The 18,774-nt window shown below is 69.8% G+C and carries 16 protein-coding genes; 9 read left to right on the plus strand and 7 right to left on the minus strand.

Annotation, left to right across the window (positions count from 1 at the left end; genetic code table 11):
* Positions 1-2 precede the first annotated feature (2 nt).
* From FNF32_RS06305 to FNF32_RS06320, 4 genes are all read left to right on the plus strand, one after another.
* Complete coding sequence (locus FNF32_RS06305) at positions 3-2,693, plus strand: DNA translocase FtsK (protein ID WP_143796534.1); 2,691 nt, start codon at positions 3-5, stop codon at positions 2,691-2,693.
* On the plus strand, positions 2,693-3,487 hold the full coding sequence (locus FNF32_RS06310; protein ID WP_131673246.1) for a DUF2268 domain-containing putative Zn-dependent protease: 795 nt from the start codon (positions 2,693-2,695) through the stop codon (positions 3,485-3,487). Before FNF32_RS06305 ends, FNF32_RS06310 begins: the two co-directional genes overlap by 1 nt.
* A 114-nt stretch (positions 3,488-3,601) precedes the next feature.
* Positions 3,602-4,549 (plus strand): manganese catalase family protein, encoded by a 948-nt coding sequence (locus FNF32_RS06315; protein WP_131673247.1) that lies wholly within the window; start codon positions 3,602-3,604, stop codon positions 4,547-4,549.
* 232 nt (positions 4,550-4,781) lie between these two features.
* Positions 4,782-6,953, plus strand: coding sequence for a catalase (locus FNF32_RS06320; RefSeq protein ID WP_143796535.1), 2,172 nt, complete (start codon positions 4,782-4,784; stop codon positions 6,951-6,953).
* Positions 6,954-6,998: 45 nt separating this feature from the next.
* Here the strand turns inward: FNF32_RS06320 and FNF32_RS06325 are convergent, their stop codons facing one another.
* Entirely contained in the window at positions 6,999-7,601 is a 603-nt protein-coding gene (locus FNF32_RS06325; protein ID WP_131673249.1) for a rhomboid family intramembrane serine protease, read from the minus strand.
* Between the two features lie 190 nt (positions 7,602-7,791).
* On the opposite strand from FNF32_RS06325, the gene FNF32_RS15575 reads away from it, so the two are divergent.
* On the plus strand, positions 7,792-9,807 hold the full coding sequence (locus FNF32_RS15575; RefSeq protein ID WP_131673250.1) for a cellulase family glycosylhydrolase: 2,016 nt from the start codon (positions 7,792-7,794) through the stop codon (positions 9,805-9,807).
* Positions 9,808-9,810: 3 nt separating this feature from the next.
* Positions 9,811-10,818 carry an NAD-dependent epimerase/dehydratase family protein gene (locus tag FNF32_RS06335; RefSeq protein WP_131673251.1) on the plus strand — a complete coding sequence of 336 codons (1,008 nt, stop codon included), beginning with the start codon at positions 9,811-9,813 and terminating at the stop codon, positions 10,816-10,818.
* On the opposite strand, the gene FNF32_RS06340 is transcribed toward FNF32_RS06335, so the two are convergent.
* Together FNF32_RS06340 and ribA are read right to left on the minus strand one after the other, a co-directional pair.
* The gene (locus FNF32_RS06340) at positions 10,815-11,315 is read right to left on the minus strand and encodes a L,D-transpeptidase family protein (RefSeq protein WP_131673322.1); all 501 of its coding nucleotides are present in this window, start codon (positions 11,313-11,315) and stop codon (positions 10,815-10,817) included. The genes FNF32_RS06335 and FNF32_RS06340 overlap by 4 nt on opposite strands.
* 11 nt (positions 11,316-11,326) lie before the next feature.
* On the minus strand, positions 11,327-12,388 hold the full coding sequence (gene ribA / locus FNF32_RS06345) for a GTP cyclohydrolase II (RefSeq protein ID WP_131673252.1): 1,062 nt from the start codon (positions 12,386-12,388) through the stop codon (positions 11,327-11,329).
* A 147-nt stretch (positions 12,389-12,535) separates the two neighbouring features.
* On the opposite strand from ribA, the gene FNF32_RS06350 reads away from it, so the two are divergent.
* On the plus strand, positions 12,536-13,222 hold the full coding sequence (locus FNF32_RS06350) for a response regulator transcription factor (protein ID WP_131673253.1): 687 nt from the start codon (positions 12,536-12,538) through the stop codon (positions 13,220-13,222).
* A gap of 263 nt (positions 13,223-13,485) precedes the next feature.
* The gene (gene argC / locus FNF32_RS06355) at positions 13,486-14,391 is read left to right on the plus strand and encodes an N-acetyl-gamma-glutamyl-phosphate reductase (protein WP_131673254.1); all 906 of its coding nucleotides are present in this window, start codon (positions 13,486-13,488) and stop codon (positions 14,389-14,391) included.
* Positions 14,392-14,411: 20 nt separating this feature from the next.
* On the opposite strand, the gene FNF32_RS06360 is transcribed toward argC, so the two are convergent.
* The 3 genes from FNF32_RS06360 to trxA all read right to left on the minus strand — a co-directional run bounded on the left by FNF32_RS06360 (position 14,412) and on the right by trxA (position 16,200).
* Positions 14,412-14,570: a Trm112 family protein gene (locus tag FNF32_RS06360; protein ID WP_131673323.1), complete on the minus strand. Its 159-nt coding sequence runs from the start codon at positions 14,568-14,570 to the stop codon at positions 14,412-14,414.
* A gap of 89 nt (positions 14,571-14,659) precedes the next feature.
* Positions 14,660-15,286 (minus strand): LON peptidase substrate-binding domain-containing protein, encoded by a 627-nt coding sequence (locus tag FNF32_RS06365; protein WP_131673324.1) that lies wholly within the window; start codon positions 15,284-15,286, stop codon positions 14,660-14,662.
* A gap of 5 nt (positions 15,287-15,291) precedes the next feature.
* Positions 15,292-16,200, minus strand: a complete 909-nt coding sequence (trxA, locus tag FNF32_RS06370) for a thioredoxin (RefSeq protein WP_131673255.1) — start codon at positions 16,198-16,200, stop codon at positions 15,292-15,294.
* A 180-nt stretch (positions 16,201-16,380) separates the two neighbouring features.
* On the opposite strand from trxA, the gene nhaC reads away from it, so the two are divergent.
* The gene (gene nhaC / locus FNF32_RS06375; protein WP_281285657.1) at positions 16,381-17,907 is read left to right on the plus strand and encodes a Na+/H+ antiporter NhaC; all 1,527 of its coding nucleotides are present in this window, start codon (positions 16,381-16,383) and stop codon (positions 17,905-17,907) included.
* Positions 17,908-17,940: 33 nt separating this feature from the next.
* On the opposite strand, the gene FNF32_RS06380 is transcribed toward nhaC, so the two are convergent.
* A complete protein-coding gene (locus tag FNF32_RS06380) occupies positions 17,941-18,732 on the minus strand; it encodes an exodeoxyribonuclease III (RefSeq protein ID WP_131673256.1) in 792 nt (263 codons plus the stop codon).
* Between the last annotated feature and the right edge of the window lie 42 nt (positions 18,733-18,774).

Consider the following 18,774-nt stretch of genomic DNA (forward strand, 5'->3'; position numbering starts at 1 on the left):
AGATGGCGAGCTGGCAGGCCAAGCAACGCAATCCGCTGTTCGACCAGTCCACGCAGGCGGCGCTGGAACGGCGCGGCAAGGAAGTGGTCGGCGCGGCGCTGGTGGCGCTGGGCGCGCTGATCGCGCTGATGCTGCTGAGCCATTCGCCCGACGACCCCAGCTTTCAGTCCGCGACCGACGCGCCCGCGCAGAACCTGCTTGGCGGGATCGGGGCCTATGTCTCGTCCGCGCTCTACATGATCACCGGCTACGGCAGCTACATGCTGGCCGTGGGCGCGGTCGGCTGGGGCCTGCGCCTGATGCTGCACCGGGGCGAGGACCGGCTGATGCGGGCGGTGTTCCTGCCGATCGCGATGGTGCTTCTGTCGGTCTATGCGACCTCGATCGTGCCGCCGCCCGGGTGGCGCGAAAGCTTCGGTCTGGGCGGGCATCTGGGCGACATGCTGATGGGCGCGATGCTGGGGCTGGTGCCGGTCAAGGCGTCGATCGCGATCAAGATCCTGGCGCTGCTGACGGCGGTCGCGACGGTCGCGTTCTCGGCCTTCGTGCTGGGCTTTTCGCGGGCCGAGGCGATCGCGATCGCCCGGTTCCTGCAAAACGGCCTGCGCTTCGCGGCCCACCTGTTCCTGCAGGCCATCGGCCGCGGCGCGGGCGCATCGGCCGGGGCCGCGCGCGCGATCCGCGGCCGGGCCGATGCGCGGCGCGCCCGGCTTGCCGCCGCCGCCGGTGCCGACGTGGCGCTGCCCGACGACGACGCCGGCCGCCCCCGCGCCGGCCGCCAGATCGGCCGTTTCCGCATCGGCGCGCCCGCGCCGGAACCGGACGAAGCCGAACACGCCGCCCACCGCGACCCCGAGCCCGAACTGGTCGATACGCTGCGCGACTATGCGGACGACGATGAGGCCCCGTCGCAGGACGAGATCGACGCCCGCATCAGCGACGCGATCAGCGCCCGCACCGGCGGCGCGGGCGGCACGGGGGGCGCCGGCGGGCCCATCGGCGCGCTGTCGGCCCTGACCGCGCGGCTCGGCCGCAACCGTCCGCCGGGCGATCCCGAACCGGCCGAGCCCGCCCCCTTCGGCGCCGACCGCCAGCGCGTCGTCGTGCCGCCGATGCGCAAGCCCGCACCGTCAAAGCAGGCCCGCAGCGAGGCGCAGCCCAGCCTCGACTTCGACCGGGCGTCGCCGCACTACGAACGCCCGCCGCTGGCGCTGCTGTCCGCCCCCTCGACCGTCGAACGCCACCAGCTGCCCGAAGAGGCCCTGATGGAAAACGCGCGGATGCTGGAGGCGGTGCTGGACGACTATGGCGTCAAGGGGCAGATCACCGCCGTCCATCCCGGCCCGGTGGTCACGCTTTACGAACTGGAACCCGCGCCGGGGCTCAAGGCCAGCCGGGTGATCGGCCTGTCCGACGACATCGCCCGGTCGATGTCGGCGCTGTCGGCGCGCGTGTCCACCGTGCCGGGCCGCACCGTGATCGGGATCGAACTGCCGAACCAGCGCCGCGAAAAGGTCGTGCTGCGGGAAATCCTCGCCGCCCGCGCCTTCGGCGATACCTCCATGCCGCTGCCCTTGGCGCTCGGCAAGGACATCGGCGGCGAGCCTGTGGTGGCGAACCTCGCCAAGATGCCGCACCTCCTGATCGCCGGGACCACCGGGTCGGGCAAGTCGGTCGCCATCAACACGATGATCCTGTCGCTCCTCTACAAGCTCACGCCCGAGGAATGCCGGCTCATCATGATCGACCCGAAGATGCTGGAACTCAGCGTCTATGACGGCATCCCGCACCTGCTGTCGCCGGTCGTGACCGACCCCAAGAAGGCGGTCGTCGCCCTCAAATGGGTCGTCTCCGAGATGGAGGAACGCTACCGCAAGATGTCCAAGATGGGCGTCCGCAACATCGAGGGCTACAACGGCCGCGTCCGCGAGGCGCTGGCCAAGAGCGAGATGTTCCGCCGCACCATGCAGACCGGCTTCGACGAGGACACCGGCGAGCCCGTGTTCGAGACCGAGGAGTTCCAGCCCGAGGCGTTCCCCTACATCGTCGTCATCGTGGACGAGATGGCCGACCTGATGATGGTCGCCGGCAAGGAAATCGAGGCCTGCATCCAGCGCCTTGCCCAGATGGCGCGGGCTTCGGGCATCCACATCGTCATGGCCACGCAGCGCCCGTCGGTCGATGTGATCACAGGCACGATCAAGGCGAACTTCCCGACCCGGATCAGCTTCCAGGTCACGTCCAAGATCGACAGCCGCACGATCCTGGGCGAACAGGGGGCCGAGCAGCTTCTGGGCATGGGCGACATGCTCTACATGGCCGGCGGCAGCCGCATCACCCGCGTCCACGGCCCGTTCGTGTCCGACGAGGAAGTCGAGGAGGTCGTGAACCACCTCAAGTCCTTCGGCCCGCCCAGCTACATGTCGGGCGTCGTGGACGGACCCGAGGACGAGGTCGCGTCCGACATCGACGCGGTGCTGGGCCTTGGCGGCGAGGGCGGGGACGCCGAGCTTTACGACCTGGCGGTGCAGATCGTCGCCAAGGACCGCAAGTGTTCCACCAGCTACATCCAGCGCAAGCTCGCGATCGGCTACAACAAGGCCGCGCGCCTCGTCGAGCAGATGGAGGAGCAGGGCGTCGTGAGTTCCGCCAACCACGTCGGCAAGCGCGAGGTGCTGGTGCCGGAGGTCTGATGCCCTACTGGCAGGTCCATTTCCTGAACGCGCGGCACGACCTGACGGGGATCATGCCCGAACTGCGTACCGCCATCGCCGACAGCGTGGCGCTGGCGTCGGACCATGCGCGCGTTCCCGATTTCGACGTGGTGGTGCGCGCGGGCGAGGGGATCCCCGACTGGGGCGTCGGCGGTGCCGCGCCCGCGCCGGGCGTGATCGAACTGACCGTCGCGCCCGCCCGCTTTGCCGACGGCGATCCGGTGCCGCTGATCCGCACCATGCTGCACGAACTGCACCACATCCTGCGCTGGGACGGCCCCGGCTACGGCCGCAGCCTGGGCGAGGCGCTGGTGAGCGAGGGGCTGGCCGGGCATTTCGTTACGCAGGTGCTGGGCGGCGCGCCCGATCCGTGGGACCAGACGCCGCCCACCGCGGGGCTTGCCAAGCGCGCGATCACCGAATGGGCGCGGCGCGACTATGACCACGCGCTGTGGTTCCAGGGCCGGGGCAACCTGCGGAAATGGGCGGGCTACGGGCTGGCCCACCGGCTGCTGGCAGATCATCTGGACGCGAACCCCGGCGAAACGGCTGTGACGCTGGCCCATGTCCCGGCCGAGACGCTGCGCCCCGCCATGCGGCGATTGTCAGGCAGCGACTTTCCCGAGGAACCGGCGGATGCACCCGGGAATGCGCCCCCCGCCGAACCGGACCAAGGGCGCGAACGGGATGCCGCGAAGGTGGAGCCTTCGGCGCCCGCACCGGCCTCCGAACCGGGCCTCGGCCCGGCAGCCGAGCCGGGAACCACGCCCTGAATACCGCTGCACGATCTTTGTTAAGCTGACCGGAAATGCCGGGACCATCGCCGGTCCTTCGGGTTGTCGCATGGATGCCGATGTCGGCATCCGCCCAAGCGAGGACCGAAAACCATGTTCATGCGCGTCGATCAGCTTCAGACCGAACTGCCGCCCCCCACCCGCGCCGACCCCAACGCCGCCGCCGCCCTGCAGGAGCTGCTCGGCGGCAAGTACGGCGAGATGTCGACCCTTGGAAACTACATGTTCCAAAGCTTCAACTTCCGGTCGAAGTCGAAGCTGACGCCGTTCTACAACCTCGTCGCCGCGATCACGGCCGAGGAACTCGGCCATGTCGAGCTGGTCTCGCACGGGATCGCGATGCTGGCGAACGGCCCCGACAAGCCCGGCGCGGATGAGCGCACCGGCGGCGACGTCTCGGGCGCGCCGGCCGAGGCCATGAAGGACATCCGTTCGGCCGCGTCGTTCTTTTCCCACGCGGGCGGGGCGGTGCCCGTGAACTCGAATTCCATGTCGTGGAACGTCGACATGGTCACGACCACCGGCAACGTCGTCTTCGACCTGCTGCACAACTTCCACCTGGAATGCGGCGCGCGCCTGCACAAGCTTCGGGTCTATGAATCGCTGACCCACGACAACGCCACCGGACGCGAGGTCTGCGGTTACCTGCTGGTGCGCGGCTCGGTCCACGCCCATGCCTACGCGCTGGCGCTGAAAAAGCTGACGGGCGTTGCGATCGAGCAGATGCTGCCGACGCCGAACATCCCGCTGGACAAGATCCCCGAATGCCAGAAGTACCTGGACGAAGGGTCGCACCGGCGGCTGTATACCTTCTCGCAGGGCGACTATCAGGCGATCCGCGGGATCTGGGAAGGCGAGCAGGCGCTGCCCGGCGATCCGCCCGGCGACCTCGTGGTCGTCGAAGGGATGCCCGAAGGCGGCAAGATCCACGACCTCACCGGGGAGCCGAACGTCTTCACCCCCGACTACGCGCCCGAGGAAATGTTCGAGATCGCCGAACGCCTGACCCGCGCGGCGATGCAGGGCGCAGGCTCGCTTTGACCCTCGCGCGGCGGTGAACGCCGCTTGCTTTCGAACGACCCGCCCGGCGCAGGCCCTGCGCCGGGCGGGCTTATGCGCCGTCTCGACCTCCGCCGAATGGAACGGTTCGGTTTCGTGTGCGGTTAAAGCCACGCTGGTCCGCGGCGCGGGGCACCGGCGGGCCGGCTGTCAGGGCCGGACCCCGCAAGGCGCGTCCGGTCTTACCAACAACATCGGGACGCGAGAGAGCATCATGGCACAGAAACCCACCCCCGGCGCCGGCAAGCGGGACAATCCCGTCGCCGCCACGTCGCTGCAGGCAGGCACCAACACCGACGCGACGAATGCGTCCTACCAGGACCAGCGCGGCAACGGGGGCGAACTGCAGCAGACCACAACCGACCGCGACGCGCGGATCACCACCAACCACGGCGTTCCGATCAGCGACAACCAGAACAGCCTCAAGGGCGGGGCGCGCGGGCCGTCGCTGCTGGAAGATTTCGTGCTGCGCGAAAAGATCTTCCACTTCGACCACGAGCGCATTCCGGAACGGATCGTCCACGCCCGCGGCTCCGGCGCGCACGGCACCTTCACCGTCACCCGCGCGATCCCCGAACTGACCCGCGCCGCGCTCTTCCAGGCCGAAGGCACGACCTGCGACGTGTTCGTCCGCTTCTCGACCGTGGCCGGGTCCAAGGGATCGAAGGACACGCCCCGCGACGTGCGCGGCTTTGCCGTCAAGCTGTACACGAGCGAAGGCAACTGGGACCTCGTCGGCAACAACATGCCCGTGTTCTTCATCCAGGACGCGATCAAGTTTCCCGACCTGATCCACTCGGTGAAGCCCGAGGCGGACCGGATGATGCCGCAGGCGGCATCGGCCCACGACACCTTCTGGGACTTCATCTCGCTGATGCCGGAAAGCCAGCACATGGCGATGTGGCTGATGTCCGACCGCGCGATCCCGCGCAGCTTCCGCATGATGGAAGGCTTTGGTGTCCACACCTTCCGGCTCATCAGCGCGGACGGAAAAGCGTCCTACGTCAAGTTCCACTGGAAGCCGAAGCTGGGCCTGCAATCGACCCTGTGGGACGAGGCGGTCAAGATCTCGGGCGCCGACCCCGACTATCTGCGCCGCGACCTGTGGGAGGCGATCGACGCGGGCGATTTCCCGGAATGGGACCTGGGCATCCAGGTCTTCGACGAGGCGTTCGCGGCCGCCCAGTCCTATGACGTGCTGGACGCGACCAAGATCATCCCGGAAGAGGACGTGCCGGTGCAGGTGATCGGCACCATGCAGCTGAACCGCAACCCCGACAACTTCTTCGCCGAGACCGAGCAGGTCGCCTTCCTGCCCACGAACGTGCCGCCGGGGATCGATTTTTCCAACGACCCGCTGCTGCAGGGGCGTCTGTTCAGCTACATGGACACGCAGAAATCGCGTCTGGGCACGACCAACTTCCACCAGATCCCGATCAACGCGCCGCGCTGTCCGATGCACAACTTCCAGCGCGACGGGCTGATGCAGACGCAGGTGCCGAAGGGCCGCGCGAACTACGAGCCGAACTCGCTCAACGAGGCGGGCGAGGCTGCGGGGCCGCGCGTGGACGCCGAGCAGGGGTTCCGCACGATCGCCCGGATGACCGAGCTTGGGAACGAGCCTGCCGAAAAGCTGCGGGTGCGGGCGGAAAGCTTTGCCGACCACTTCAGCCAGGCGCGCCAGTTCTACCTGTCGCAGACAGAGACCGAGCAGGGGCACATCGTCAACGCCCAGGTGTTCGAGCTGTCGAAGTGCCAGATGCCGCATGTCCGCATCCGGCAGATGTCGCAGCTTCGCAACATCGACGAGGACCTTGCCCGCCGCGTGGCCGAGGGGCTGGGGATGGACCTGCCGGAGGCCGCGCCCGTGGCCAAGGCGCCGGTCGATGCGGCCCCGTCCGATCCGCTGTCGATCCTGAAGAACGCCGACCGCAGCGCCAAGGGGCGCAAGCTGGGCGTCCTCGTGACCGACGGCGCGGACGCCGCGGTGGTCGAGGCGCTGGCGTCGGCGGCCCGGTCGCAGGGCGCGTCGGTGATGATCGTGTCGCCCAAGGTCGGCGGGCCGAAGCTCGCCGACGGCAAGCAGATGGCGGCCGACGCGCAGCTTGACGGCGCGCCCTCGGTCATCTTCGACGCGGTGGCCGTGGTCGCGTCTGCCGACGGCGCGGCCGAGCTTGTCCGCCACAAGCCCGCGATCGACTGGCTGTCGGACGCCTTCGCCCACCTCAAGGCGATCGGCTATTCGGCCGAGGCGCAGCCGGTGCTGGACAAGGCCGGGGTGCAGGCCGACGATTTCGTCCTGCAGGCCAGCGCGGCCGACCAGATCGTGTCCAAGCTGTGCGAGCGGAACTGGGCCCGCGAAAAGACCATCTGGGCGCCCAAGTAAGGGGCGGTCTGCAGGGTTTCACGGGGCCGGTGCGATGCGCCGGCCCTATCCCTTTCGGGTCAGCACCGCCTGCGCGATCCCCAGCACCGCGCCGGTCGCGGCGCCCCCCACATGCGCCTGCCACGCGATCTGCGGCACCAGCAGCGCCAGCGCCACGTTCAGGACCACAAGCGTCGCCGCCGACCTGACCAGCGGCTGCATCGGCAGCCGCCGCCGCACCACCACGACGAAGTTGCGCGCGATCAGCGCCCCGGCCAGCCCGAAGATCGCACCGGACGCGCCGACCATGACCGGCCCCTCGGGCGCAAGCGCCGCCTGCGCCAACGCTGCGCCCACCTGCGACACCGCATAGATCAGCAGCATCGCGCGGGCAGCCATCACCGTGGCCATCTCGCGCGCAAGCTGCGCCAGCGCCAGCATGTTCATGGTCAGGTGCAAGAGGCCCGCGTGCAGGAACCCGTAGGTCGCGAACATCGTCATCCGCTGGCCGGGAAACAGCCCGGGCCAGTCGTCCAGCATTTGCGGGTAGAACCCGCCATAGGCGAATGCGCCCAGCCGGACCGCCGGCCAGCCGGCCAGCGCCGCCCCGGTCAGCGCCAGCTCGACCGTGGCGCAGGCGGCGATGATGAGGACGAAGACGAGCGGCACGGGCGGTCACCTTGAAAAAGCATCCGCTGGATACCCCGCCCCGCCGCCGCCGCAAAGCCGTCGCGGCGTTTGGCGCGCGGGCGCGGCAGGCCCGCAGATCGGCATGGCCCTGCCGCGCCCGCGCAGGTAGAAGGGCCGCGTCCGGCGGGGTGCGGCCCTTCGATCCCCGCGGAACGGCAGGAGGCTTTCGATGGATTGCGGACCGCTCGACTTCCACTCGGACATGGCCGGCTGGAACGCCGTTTCGGTCGCCACGCGCTACGTGACCGTCGTGACCGCGCCCGAAAAGCTTCGCACCCGCGACGGCACCGGCGTTCCCGAAAACCTGCGCGGCCACGTCCTTGAGACCGTGAAGAAGCGCAAGGGCAACAAGGGCGGCACGGCCGACCGGGCGATGGCGGAACTGCGGGGCAGCGGACCGGTGGCGCTGCTGCTGGACCCGGTCACGCGGGAACCGGCGCGGCTTGCCGACGGCCGGCTGCTGACGCTTGATCCGCCGCCGAAGAAGGAACCGGTGCCGGGACTCGGCACGATGGTCAGCTGGCGCGCCGACAGCGGCGTGGACCTGCAGATGGGCGGCAGCGGCGAACAGTTCCTTGCCGCGCTGCAAGGCAGCTTCCCCGAGGTGAATGTCCTGCGGCTGGATTTCAACGCGGCCAGCGTGGACAATGCGGGCGTGACCGAGGACTGGCGCGCCTTCGCCAACCTTGCCGCGCAGGCGGGGATGCGGCTGGTGATCCAGAACTCGGACGGGGTGCTGGCCAAGGGGATGACCCCGGCCGAAAAGGCCATGCTGGGCGGCGCGGACGCGCTGCGCGACGATGCCGACGACACCAAGATCGACGACGTGCGGGACGACTGGGACGCGATGCTGGGCTGGTTCCGCCGCCCCGAGAACGCCGCGATCCTGGACGCGGTCGTGGGGTGGGAACTGGTCAACGAGCCCATCGCCTACGGCAACCGCCCCGAGGCGGGGGCGGTTTACAGCCAGCACATGGCCGACCTGATCGGCGCGCTCGACTGGGGCGACAAGCGGTTGTTCGTGGGCGGGCTGAACGCCTCGGCCCAGTTCGCGAACCTCGATCACGACCTGATCCGCAAGGTGGCCGGGGACCGGCTGGTGTGGTCGGTCCACATGTATCCGGCGTGGGTGGTGCCGGGCCAGCCCGACCCCGACGCGCAGGGCTTCGCCGCGCAGGCTTGCAAGCGGATCGGCGACCTGGTGCAGCCGGGCGATGACCTGATGATCACGGAATCGCAGCTTTACACGGCGTCCGGGTCGCTTGATCCGGGCACGAAGGAACGCGCGAGCCAAAGCTACAACATGGCGCGGCTGCTGCCGTGGATCGCGGACCGGGGGATCGGCTTCACCTGGTGGCCGCCCACCGCCCGCTCATCGCAACTGGTGCGCTGGAACGGGCAGGGCAAGGGCTACGCGGCGATGATCGAATCCGCGGCCTTCGCCCATGACGGCTGGGTGCGGGACGAGGACGCCGCGCCCGCCGGCGCCACCGAGCATTGGGGGACGCCCGGCGCGGACGCGGTGGCGATCGGCGCGGCGGACGGGGACGACCGCGATCACGTCACGGACGGCGTGTCGAACCCGCACGGGCTGTTCTTCGCGCTCGGCGGCGACGACCGGGTCGAGGGCGGCGGGCTGACCGACCTGATCTATGGGGGCGACGGCAACGACGCCCTTTCCGGCGGCGACGGCGACGACTGGCTGTTCGGCGGGCGCGGCCGCGACGCGCTGGACGGCGGGCCGGGCGATGACGCGCTGATCGACCCCGAGGGCGCGAACACCCTGTCGGGTGGCGCGGGCGACGATCACCTGGAAGGCACCGGCGCGCTGTCGGGCGGGGGCGGCGACGACGTGCTGTCGGCGCTGCGGCCCGCCGCCGCGCTGAACCCTGGCCGAGCCGCCGGGCCCCCCACCACGCTGGACGGGGGCGATGGCGCCGACCGCTTCCTGCCCGGCCCGTACGGCGACTTCACCATCGCCGACTTCACCCCCGGCACCGACACGCTGGACCTGTCCCTGCTCGCCCGCCCCAAGGACGGGCCCGAGGTGACGATCCGCATCGCGGACGGGTCGGCCACGCTGGCATGGGGCGCGCTGACCGTGGCGCTGCCGGGCGCGGGCGGCCTGACCTTGCGCGACGTCGTCGCGCCCGCGCAGCGCCGCGTCGTCATTCAGGGCGACTGAGCGATGGCCGGCACCGTCGTCATCACCGGGCACGCGGGGTTCATCGGCTTTCACCTGTCGCAGGCGATGCTGGGGCAGGGCTGGCGCGTGGTCGGGATCGACGATCACAACGACTATTACGACCCGGGCCTCAAGGCCGCGCGCGAGGCGCGGCTGACCCCGTCCGCGGCCTTCCGCGCGGTCCGCGGCGGGATCGAGGAACCGGGGCTGCTGGACCGCATCTTCGCCGAGGAACGCCCCGACGCGGTGGTCCATCTGGCCGCGCAGGCCGGCGTGCGCCATTCGATCGACAACCCGCGCGCCTATGTCCGCGCCAACCTTCTGGGCACGTTCGAGCTGCTCGAGGCGGCGCGCGCCCATCCCCCGCGCCACATGCTGCTGGCGTCCACCAGCAGCGCCTATGGCGCCAGCACCGCGATGCCCTACCGCGAGACGGACAAGGCCGACAGCCAGATGTCGTTCTATGCCGCGACCAAGAAATCGACCGAGGCGATGGCGCATTCCTATGCCCATCTTTTCGGCCTGCCGATCACCATGTTCCGGTTCTTCACCGTTTACGGCCCATGGGGGCGGCCGGACATGGCGCCTTACCTGTTCACCAGCGCGATCATGGAAGGGCGGCCGATCAAGGTGTTCAACCACGGCGACATGCGGCGCGACTTCACCTTCGTGAGCGACCTCGTCCGCGCGACCATGCTGCTGCTCGACGCGGTGCCGGGGACCGAAAGGGCGGGGGACTTCGACAGCCTGTCGCCTGTCGCGCCGTTCCGGGTCGTCAACATCGGCAACGGCGCGCCGGTGCGGCTAATGGACTTCATCGCCGCGATCGAGACGGCGACGGGGCGCACGGCGGAAAAGCGGATGCTGCCGATGCAGCCGGGCGACGTGCCCGCGACCTGGGCCGACACGACGCTGCTGCGGGCGCTGTCGGGCTATGCGCCGCAGACGACGGTGGAAGAAGGCGTTGCCGCCTACGTGGACTGGTTCCGGGACTTCTACGGAACCGGCTAGGCGCGCCGGTCCATCGCGTCCGGCACGATCAGCCGCGTGCCGGGCACGGCATGCGCGGCGATCCACCGCAGATGTGCGCGGGCAAAGGCGATGCAGCCGGCCGTCGGCGCGCCCGGCCGCCGCCACTGGTGCAGAAAGATCGCCGACCCTGCCCCCGGCTGCGCGCGGGGCCAGTTCCAGTCCGTGACCAGCACGATGTCGTACAGCGGATCGGCCCGGCGCAGCCTTTCGTGGCTAGGCGCATAGGGCGCGCGGACATGGTGGTTGTAGTTGCGGTCGCCCGGCGCGTCGGACCACAGGTCGCCCGGCCCGATGGTTTCGGCCCACGGCGCGGGCCGCGCCAGCCGGTCGGGGCGATAAAGCATGCCCACGACGCGGTGGACGCCCACGGGGGTCGCGCCGTCGCCCTCGCGCTTGTCGCGGCGCACGCCGCCGCGGCCGATGCTGCAGGGCCACAGCCTGCCCGCGAAGCGCAGCCCCGCGCGGGTCAGGACCATGTCGGCGGCGCTCACAGCAGGTGCCCCGACTTGCCCGCCTTGACGGCCAGATACCCCTCGTTGAAGCGGTTGCGGCCGACGACCAGCGGCACCCGTTCCGTCACCGCGATCCCGTGGTCCTGCATCATCGCGACCTTGCGCGGGTTGTTGGTCAGCAGCCGCACCGCGCCAAAGCCCAGCTTTCGCAGCATCGCCGCGCCGATGCGGAAGTCGCGCTCGTCATCCTCGAACCCCAGGCGGTGGTTCGCTTCGACCGTGTCGAAGCCCTGGTTCTGAAGGCCGTAGGCGCGCATCTTGTTGGCAAGTCCGATCCCGCGCCCTTCCTGGTTGAGATACAGAAGGACGCCCGCGCCCGCCTCGCCCATCGCGCCCAGGGCGGCGTGAAGCTGCGGGCCGCAGTCGCATTTCAGGCTGCCCAGCACGTCGCCGGTGAAGCAGGCCGAATGCAGCCGCGCCAGCACCGGGCGGTCGCGGTGCGGGGTGCCGATCTCGACCGCATAGTGTTCGGCGCCGCCATCGTCGGGGCGATAGATGTGCAGCTTGCTGTCGTGCGACCACGCCAGCGGCAGCCGCGCCGCCGCGACCGGGGCGAGCGCGGTTTCCGCCGCGATCTGCGCCAGCAGCGGCCCGGCGGGCAGGGTGGTCAGCCCCTCGTGGGCCGCGTCCACCGGCACCATGACCAGCGCGGGCAGCAGCTGCGCCGATTTTGCCAGTCCCAGCGCCGCCCGGTGCGCGGTCGTGTCGCCGCCGCGGTCGGTGAAGAACGGCCCCTTCATCGGCGACATCAGGTCCGACGACGGGTCCGCCACCGACCGCAGCCACGCAAGGTCGGCCGCCCCGTCCAGCCGCACCCGCGCCAGCTCGCCGTCATAGACCCGCGCCTTCAGCGTCTCGGCCCGGCGCGCGGTAATGGCCAGCACCGCCGGTCCCGCCGCCCGCAGCGCCGCCAGCCGGTCGGCGGACAGTGTTTCCACCGCCGCCGCCAGATGGCCGTCGATCACGACCGGCAGCCCCACCCGCAGGTCGGACCGCGCCCGCGCGGCGCGCTCGGCAAGGGTCGGGACAAGGCTCATCGGCGATTTTCCTGAAACATTCCGCAACATAACCGCCCCCACGGACAACTGCATGTGAGAAATGTGGCAACCCGCTGGACCGCAAGGGCCGGCATGCGCACCTTCCCGTCAACGCGATTTGCCGCGCGATTTCCGATGGAGGAAAACATGGCCGGTCTGAAGAAGATCCTGCTGGTGGACGACGAGGACGACCTGCGCGAGGCGCTTGCCGAGCAGCTGGTCGAGACCGAGGATTTCGACGTGTTCGAGGCCGGTTCCGGCGCCGAGGCGGTGGAAAAGACCAAGGGCGCGATCTTCGACCTGGTGGTGCTGGACGTGGGCCTGCCCGACACCGACGGGCGCGAGCTGTGCAAGCGGCTGCGCAAGCAGGGCGTCAAATGCCCGGTCGTCATGCTGACGGGTCACGACACCGACGCCGACACCATCCTGGGGCTCGACAGCGGCGCCAACGACTACATCACCAAGCCGTTCAAGTTCCCGGTGCTGCTGGCCCGCCTGCGCGCGCAGCTTCGCACCCACGAACAGTCCGAGGACGCGATCTTCCAGCTTGGCCCCTATACCTTCAAGCCGGCGATGAAGATGCTGATCGACCAGAAGGATCGCAAGATCCGCCTGACCGAAAAGGAAACCAACATCCTCAAGTTCCTGTACCGCGCGCAGGACGGGGTGGTGCCGCGCGACGTGCTGCTGCACGAGGTCTGGGGCTACAACGCGGGCGTCACCACGCACACGCTGGAAACCCACATCTACCGCCTGCGCCAGAAGATCGAACCCGATCCCTCGAACGCGCGGCTGCTGGTCACTGAAAGCGGCGGCTATCGGCTGGTGGCGTGACGCGGCGTAAGGTTTCGTTAACCTGATCGCACGGGAACTTGGGGGTTCCCCCCGGGTTATCCCCACGAAGCCCAGTGACCGGGGATGCGGTCATGTCTCTCTCTACCCCCCTATGCGTCAGGGTCCCGGTGAAAGCCGGGACCCTGACGCGTTCCGGGCCCCTTTGTTCAGGGTCCGTGTGGATTGGCCGCCCGCTCATCAAGCTTTGCGTCCGGGCCGCCGCGACGCTATCAAGACGGCGGTTTCATGGGGTGAGGTGAGGCATGGCGCACAAGGTGTTCATCGACGGCGAGGCGGGCACGACCGGGCTGCAGATCCGCGAGCGGCTGCAGGACCGGTCCGACGTGACGCTGGTGCAGGTCGATGCCGCGCGCCGCAAGGATCCCGCCGCCCGCCGCGAGGCGATGGAGGCGGCGGATGTCGCTATCCTGTGCCTGCCCGACGCCGCCGCGCGCGAGGCGGTGGCGCTGGCCGAAGGGCTGCCGGTCCGCATCATCGACGCCTCGACCGCGCACCGCGTGGCGGACGGCTGGGCCTACGGCTTTCCCGAACTGAACACGGCGGCGCGCGAGGCGGTGACGTCCGCCCGGCTGGTCGCGAACCCCGGCTGCTATGCGACCGGCGCGATCGCGCTGGCCGCGCCGCTGGTGAACGCCGGGCTGATCGCGGGCGACGAGCCGCTCAGCATCAACGCCGTCAGCGGCTATACCGGCGGCGGCAAGGAACTGATCGCCGAATACGACAACGGCACCGCGCCGGACTTTTTCGTCTATGGGCTGGCGCAGGCGCACAAGCATTTGCCCGAGGTGATGCACCACGCCCGCCTGTCGGCGCGCCCCGTCTTCGCGCCCTCGGTCGGGCGGTTCGCGCAGGGCATGGCGGTGCAGATCCCCCTGCAGCTGAACGGCCGCCGGATCGCGGATCTGCGCGACGCGCTCGCCGCCCATTATGACGGCGCGCGGTTCGTGCAGGTCGTGGACGCCGCGCCGCGCGTGGTGCCGACGACGTTGAACGGCACCAATCTGATGGAGCTGTCGGTCCACGGCAGCGACGACAACGGCGTGGCGGTGCTGGTCGCGGTGCTGGACAACCTGGGCAAGGGCGCGTCGGGCGCGGCGGTGCAGAACCTGAACCTGATGATCGGCGCGGACGAGGCGGCGGGGCTGTAGCCCCGGTGCCGTCCGGCGGATCAGTCCGCCTTGATCTGGCGGGCCTCGCCCACCAGCATGATCGGGATCCCCTCGCGGATCGGGAAGGCGAGGCCGACCGTCCGCGAAACCAGTTCCTGCCGCGCCGCGTCATAGTCGAGCCGCCCGTGCGTCACCGGACACACCAGCGATTCCAGCATGTGCCGGTCGAAGGCGCGGGTCGGGCGGTCAGCCTGCACAGCCTGCCCTGCCTGCCCGGACCCGGGCGGCGTCCCTGTCGTGTCGTCGGTCAATGCACCGTCTCCTCTTCGTCGCCGCCGTGCAGCGCGTATTCCAGCAGCCCGTCCAGCATCTCGCGCCGGGCGGGCAGGGTCTCCGCCTCCAGCAGCGCCTGTTTTTCCTCGGGCGAGAACGGCAGCAGCATCGACAGGCTGTTGACCAGCATCTCGTCGTCGGCCTCGCGCGCGGCTTCCCAGTCAGTCGAAAGCTCGCGCGCCTGCATGTAGCGGCTCAGCCGGTCCAGCATCGCGTCCCGGTCCAGCCCGGGATCGGTCGGAGACTTGCTGTCGCGGTCAGGCCCGAAGCCGGTCCAGGCGATCCGGCCGCGCGGATAGGGGGTGAACCCGTCCTCGACCCCCGAAAGCGAGAACCGCGACACCGCGCGCAGCACGATGTCCATCCGCCCGTCGCAGGTTTCCGAAAACATCACCACCCGCCCCGCGCAGCCGATCCGGGCAAGTCCGTCGCCCATCGGCTGGATCATCCCGATCAGCCGGTCGGGGGTTTTGAGCGTGTCGTCCAGCATCTGCAGGTAGCGCGGCTCGAACAGGTGCAGCGGCAGGCTGGCGCGCGGCATCAGCACCGCGCCCGGCAGCGCGAACAGCGGGATCGTGGCCGGCAGGTCGAAGCCGCGCATCGCCATCAGGCGAAGATCAGCGACGACAGCCGCCGCCGTCCCTTCTGCGCCACCGGGTCGGCAGGGCCCATCGCGTCGAAGATGGTGATGAGCTGCGCCTTGGCCGCGCCGTCGTTCCAGTCGCGGTCGCGCCGGAAAGCTTCAAGAAGCTGGTCGATCGCGGCCTCGACCTGGCCCGCGGCGTGCAGCGCGGTGGCGTAGTCCAGCCGGGCCTGCTGGTCGGCGGGATCGGCCGCGACCTTCGCCTCGGCCTCGGTTAGGGGGCCGGCGGCGCTTGCCTGCCGGGCCAGCGCCAGCATCGCGCGCGCGGCCTCGACCGGGGCGGCGTTGGCCGCCGCCGGGGATACCTGCGCCAGCGCGGCGTCGGCGGCGTCCAGATCCCCCGCCGCGACATGGGCGCGGATCAGCCCGCCCCATGCGGCGGCGTTGTCGGGTTCCTCGCCCAGGATCGCCTGGAACGTCTCGGCCGCGTCCTGGTGCGCGCCTTCGGCCAGCATCGCCTCGGCCGCGTCCAGCGCGTCGGCAAGCCCGCCGTCGTCGCCGCCGAGCGCCAGCAGCTTGTCCACGAACTGCTTGACCTGGCTTTGCGGGATCGCGCCCTGGAACGCATCGACCGGCTGTCCCTGGAAGAAGGCATAGACCGTCGGGATCGACTGCACGCGCAGCTGCTGGGCGATCATCTGGTTCTCGTCCACGTTCACCTTGGCCATGACCACGCGGCCCTTGGCCTTGGCGACCTCGGCTTCCAGCTGCGGGCCCAGCGTCTTGCACGGCCCGCACCACGGCGCCCAGAAATCGACGATCACGGGGACGGACATCGACTTGTCGACGACCTCGGTCATGAAGTCTGCTTCGGTGACGTCCTTGACGAAATCGGTGGTCTGCGGCTGATCGCCCGTGCCTTGCAGCAGCATCGCGAACTCCTTGCTGGGTCATTGCGTTGGGCGGAATATGGAGTGCCGCACCCGCAGTTGAAAGCCCCGCCTCGGCGCCCGGGCGACCCGAAGGAGCTTGACTTGGCAACGACCAACCCCGCCGGAACCGGCAAGCCCGATGTTCAGCCCGACGCGCAACCAGACGAGGGGCCGCGCACGCTGCCGCCGCTGTGGGTCGCGATCCTGCCCATCGTGTTCACGCTGGGCATGCTGGCGTTGCAGCTGTTCTACTATGGCGACTTCACGCCCCATATCCCGCTGGCGCTGGGGCTCGCGTTCACCGGCGTGCTGGGCGTGCTGCGTGGGCAGACCTGGATGGATATCCGCGCGGGCGTGTTCCACGTCATCCACGTGTCGATGCCGTCGCTGGCGGTGCTGATCATCGTCGGCATGCTGATCGGCGTCTGGATCGGCGCGGGAACGGTGCCCACGCTCATCAACTATGGGCTGACGATCCTGAACCCGACCGTGTTCCTGCCGGCGGCGATGGTCCTGTGCGCGGTCGTGTCGGTGTCGCTGGGGACCAGCTGGGGGACGGTGGGCACGGTGGGGCTGGCGCTGATGGGGATCGGCGCGGGCTTCGGGATCCCGCCGGTCTGGACGGCGGGCGCGGTGGTGTCGGGGTCGTTCTTCGGCGACAAGATCTCGCCCCTGTCGGACACGACGAACCTTGCCCCCGCGGTCACGGGCACGAACGTGTTCGACCACATCAGGAACATGATGCCGACCACGATCCCGGCGATGCTGATCGCCCTGGTGATCTATGCGGCGGCCGGCTACTTCCTCGTCCAGAAAAGCGACGCCTCGTTCCAGGGGATCGAGCTGATCACCACGCAGCTGCGGGCGGACTTCAAGCTGGGCCTGATCCCGCTGCTTCCGGCGCTGCTGGTGCTGATCCTCGCGGTGACGAAGAAGCCGCCGATGCCCGCGCTGTTCGCGGGCGTGCTGGCGGGCGGCGCGGTCGCGATCTTCTACCAGGGCGCGGGGCTGCACGACGTGTTCGCGCTGGCGCAGGACGGCTATACCAAGCAGACGGGGATCGAGCAGATCGACACGCTGCTTAACAGCGGCGGGATGCAGTCGATGATGTGGACCATCTCGCTGATGCTGATCGCGCTGGGGTTCGGCGGCGCGCTGGAACGCACCGGCTGCCTTGAGGCGATCATCAACGCCATCGTCGCCCGCGTGAAGTCGTTCGCGGCCGTCCAGATTTCCGCGATCGGCGCGTCGTTCACCACCAACATGGTCGCGGGCGACCCCTATATCTCGATCGCGCTGCCCGGGCGCATGTTCTCGCCCCTGTATCGCGGGATGGGGTATTCCACGTTGAACCTGTCGCGAGCGCTGGAGGAAGGGGGCACGATGATGTCGCCCCTGATCCCGTGGAACGCGGGCGGGGCTTTCGTGATCTCGGCGCTGGGCCTGGGGGTCATGCACGGCAACCTCGGCGACCTGATGTACATCCCGCTCAGCTTCGCGTGCTGGCTGTCGCCGCTGATCGGCTGCTGCTATGCGCTGACGGGCTATTTCTCGCCCCGCGCGAGCGACGCCGAGCGCGCGCAGTGGGATGCCGAGAACCATGCCGTGCTGGACCTGGGCGAAACCGAGCTCGGGTCCGCGATCCAGGATACCGACGAGGCCGAAAAGGTCGCCGAGACGGTGGAATCGCGCGCCCGCCCGCACTGAGCGGTTCCGCGCACGGGCAGGTCGCGGGCCTCGTCAGACGGGCAGGTCGAACGCCGCCAGCACCGGGACGTGGTCGCTGGGCCCGTCCCAGCCGCGCACGGGCCGCAGGATGCGGCTGGCGTGGCCCGCCGCCGCGATGTCGCGCGTGGCCCAGATGTGGTCCAGCCGGCGGCCCCGGTCCGACAGGTCCCATTCGCGGTTGCGATAGCTCCACCAGCTGAACAGCGGCCCGGCGGGAATATCCTGCCGGGTGATGTCCACCCAGCCGCCCGCGTCCATGACGTCGCCCAGATGCGCGACCTCGACCGGCGTGTGGCTGACGATCTTGACCAGCTGCCGGTGCGACCAGACGTCATCCTCGCGCGGGGCGATGTTGAGATCGCCGACGAGGATCGAGCGCGCGGGCGGATCGGCCGCAAAGGCGTCGCGCATGTCGGTCAGGTAGTCGAGCTTCTGCCCGAACTTCTCGTTCACCGCGCGGTCGGGCACGTCGCCGCCCGCCGGGACGTAGAAGTTGTGGATCGTGACGCCGTTCTCCAGCCGCGCGGCGACGTGGCGGGCGTGGCCCAGGCGGGCGTGGTCGCGTTCGCCGGCATCGGTGATCGGCAGCCGCGACAGGATCGCCACCCCGTTGTAGCCGCGCTGCCCGCGCGCGACCGACCAGCGGTAGCCCATGTCGTGAAACAGCTGCAGCGGCATCTTGTCGACCGGCGACTTGCATTCCTGCAGGCACAGGATGTCGGGCGCCTGTTCGGTCAAAAGCCGCGCGACCAAGGCGGCGCGCAGGCGGATCGAGTTGATGTTCCAGGTGGCGACGGTGAACATGGCCGCACATCTGGACCATGCGCGGCCGGAACGGAAGCCCGC

This window comes from Paracoccus marinus, assembly GCF_007018965.1.
GTDB lineage: Bacteria > Pseudomonadota > Alphaproteobacteria > Rhodobacterales > Rhodobacteraceae > Paracoccus > Paracoccus marinus.

Excerpts from the sequence above, each read along its gene's own strand:
- FNF32_RS06305 (WP_143796534.1), top strand. The coding sequence starts at position 3 with ATGGCGAGCTGGCAGGCCAAGCAACGCAATCCGCTGTTCGACCAGTCC.
- FNF32_RS06310 (WP_131673246.1), top strand. The coding sequence starts at position 2,693 with ATGCCCTACTGGCAGGTCCATTTCCTGAACGCGCGGCACGACCTGACG.
- FNF32_RS06315 (WP_131673247.1), top strand. The coding sequence starts at position 3,602 with ATGTTCATGCGCGTCGATCAGCTTCAGACCGAACTGCCGCCCCCCACC.
- FNF32_RS06320 (WP_143796535.1), top strand. The coding sequence starts at position 4,782 with ATGGCACAGAAACCCACCCCCGGCGCCGGCAAGCGGGACAATCCCGTC.
- FNF32_RS15575 (WP_131673250.1), top strand. The coding sequence starts at position 7,792 with ATGGATTGCGGACCGCTCGACTTCCACTCGGACATGGCCGGCTGGAAC.
- FNF32_RS06335 (WP_131673251.1), top strand. The coding sequence starts at position 9,811 with ATGGCCGGCACCGTCGTCATCACCGGGCACGCGGGGTTCATCGGCTTT.
- FNF32_RS06340 (WP_131673322.1), bottom strand. The coding sequence starts at position 11,315 with ATGGTCCTGACCCGCGCGGGGCTGCGCTTCGCGGGCAGGCTGTGGCCC.
- ribA (WP_131673252.1), bottom strand. The coding sequence starts at position 12,388 with ATGAGCCTTGTCCCGACCCTTGCCGAGCGCGCCGCGCGGGCGCGGTCC.
- FNF32_RS06350 (WP_131673253.1), top strand. The coding sequence starts at position 12,536 with ATGGCCGGTCTGAAGAAGATCCTGCTGGTGGACGACGAGGACGACCTG.
- argC (WP_131673254.1), top strand. The coding sequence starts at position 13,486 with ATGGCGCACAAGGTGTTCATCGACGGCGAGGCGGGCACGACCGGGCTG.
- FNF32_RS06360 (WP_131673323.1), bottom strand. The coding sequence starts at position 14,570 with ATGCTGGAATCGCTGGTGTGTCCGGTGACGCACGGGCGGCTCGACTAT.
- FNF32_RS06365 (WP_131673324.1), bottom strand. The coding sequence starts at position 15,286 with ATGCGCGGCTTCGACCTGCCGGCCACGATCCCGCTGTTCGCGCTGCCG.
- trxA (WP_131673255.1), bottom strand. The coding sequence starts at position 16,200 with ATGCTGCTGCAAGGCACGGGCGATCAGCCGCAGACCACCGATTTCGTC.
- FNF32_RS06380 (WP_131673256.1), bottom strand. The coding sequence starts at position 18,732 with ATGTTCACCGTCGCCACCTGGAACATCAACTCGATCCGCCTGCGCGCC.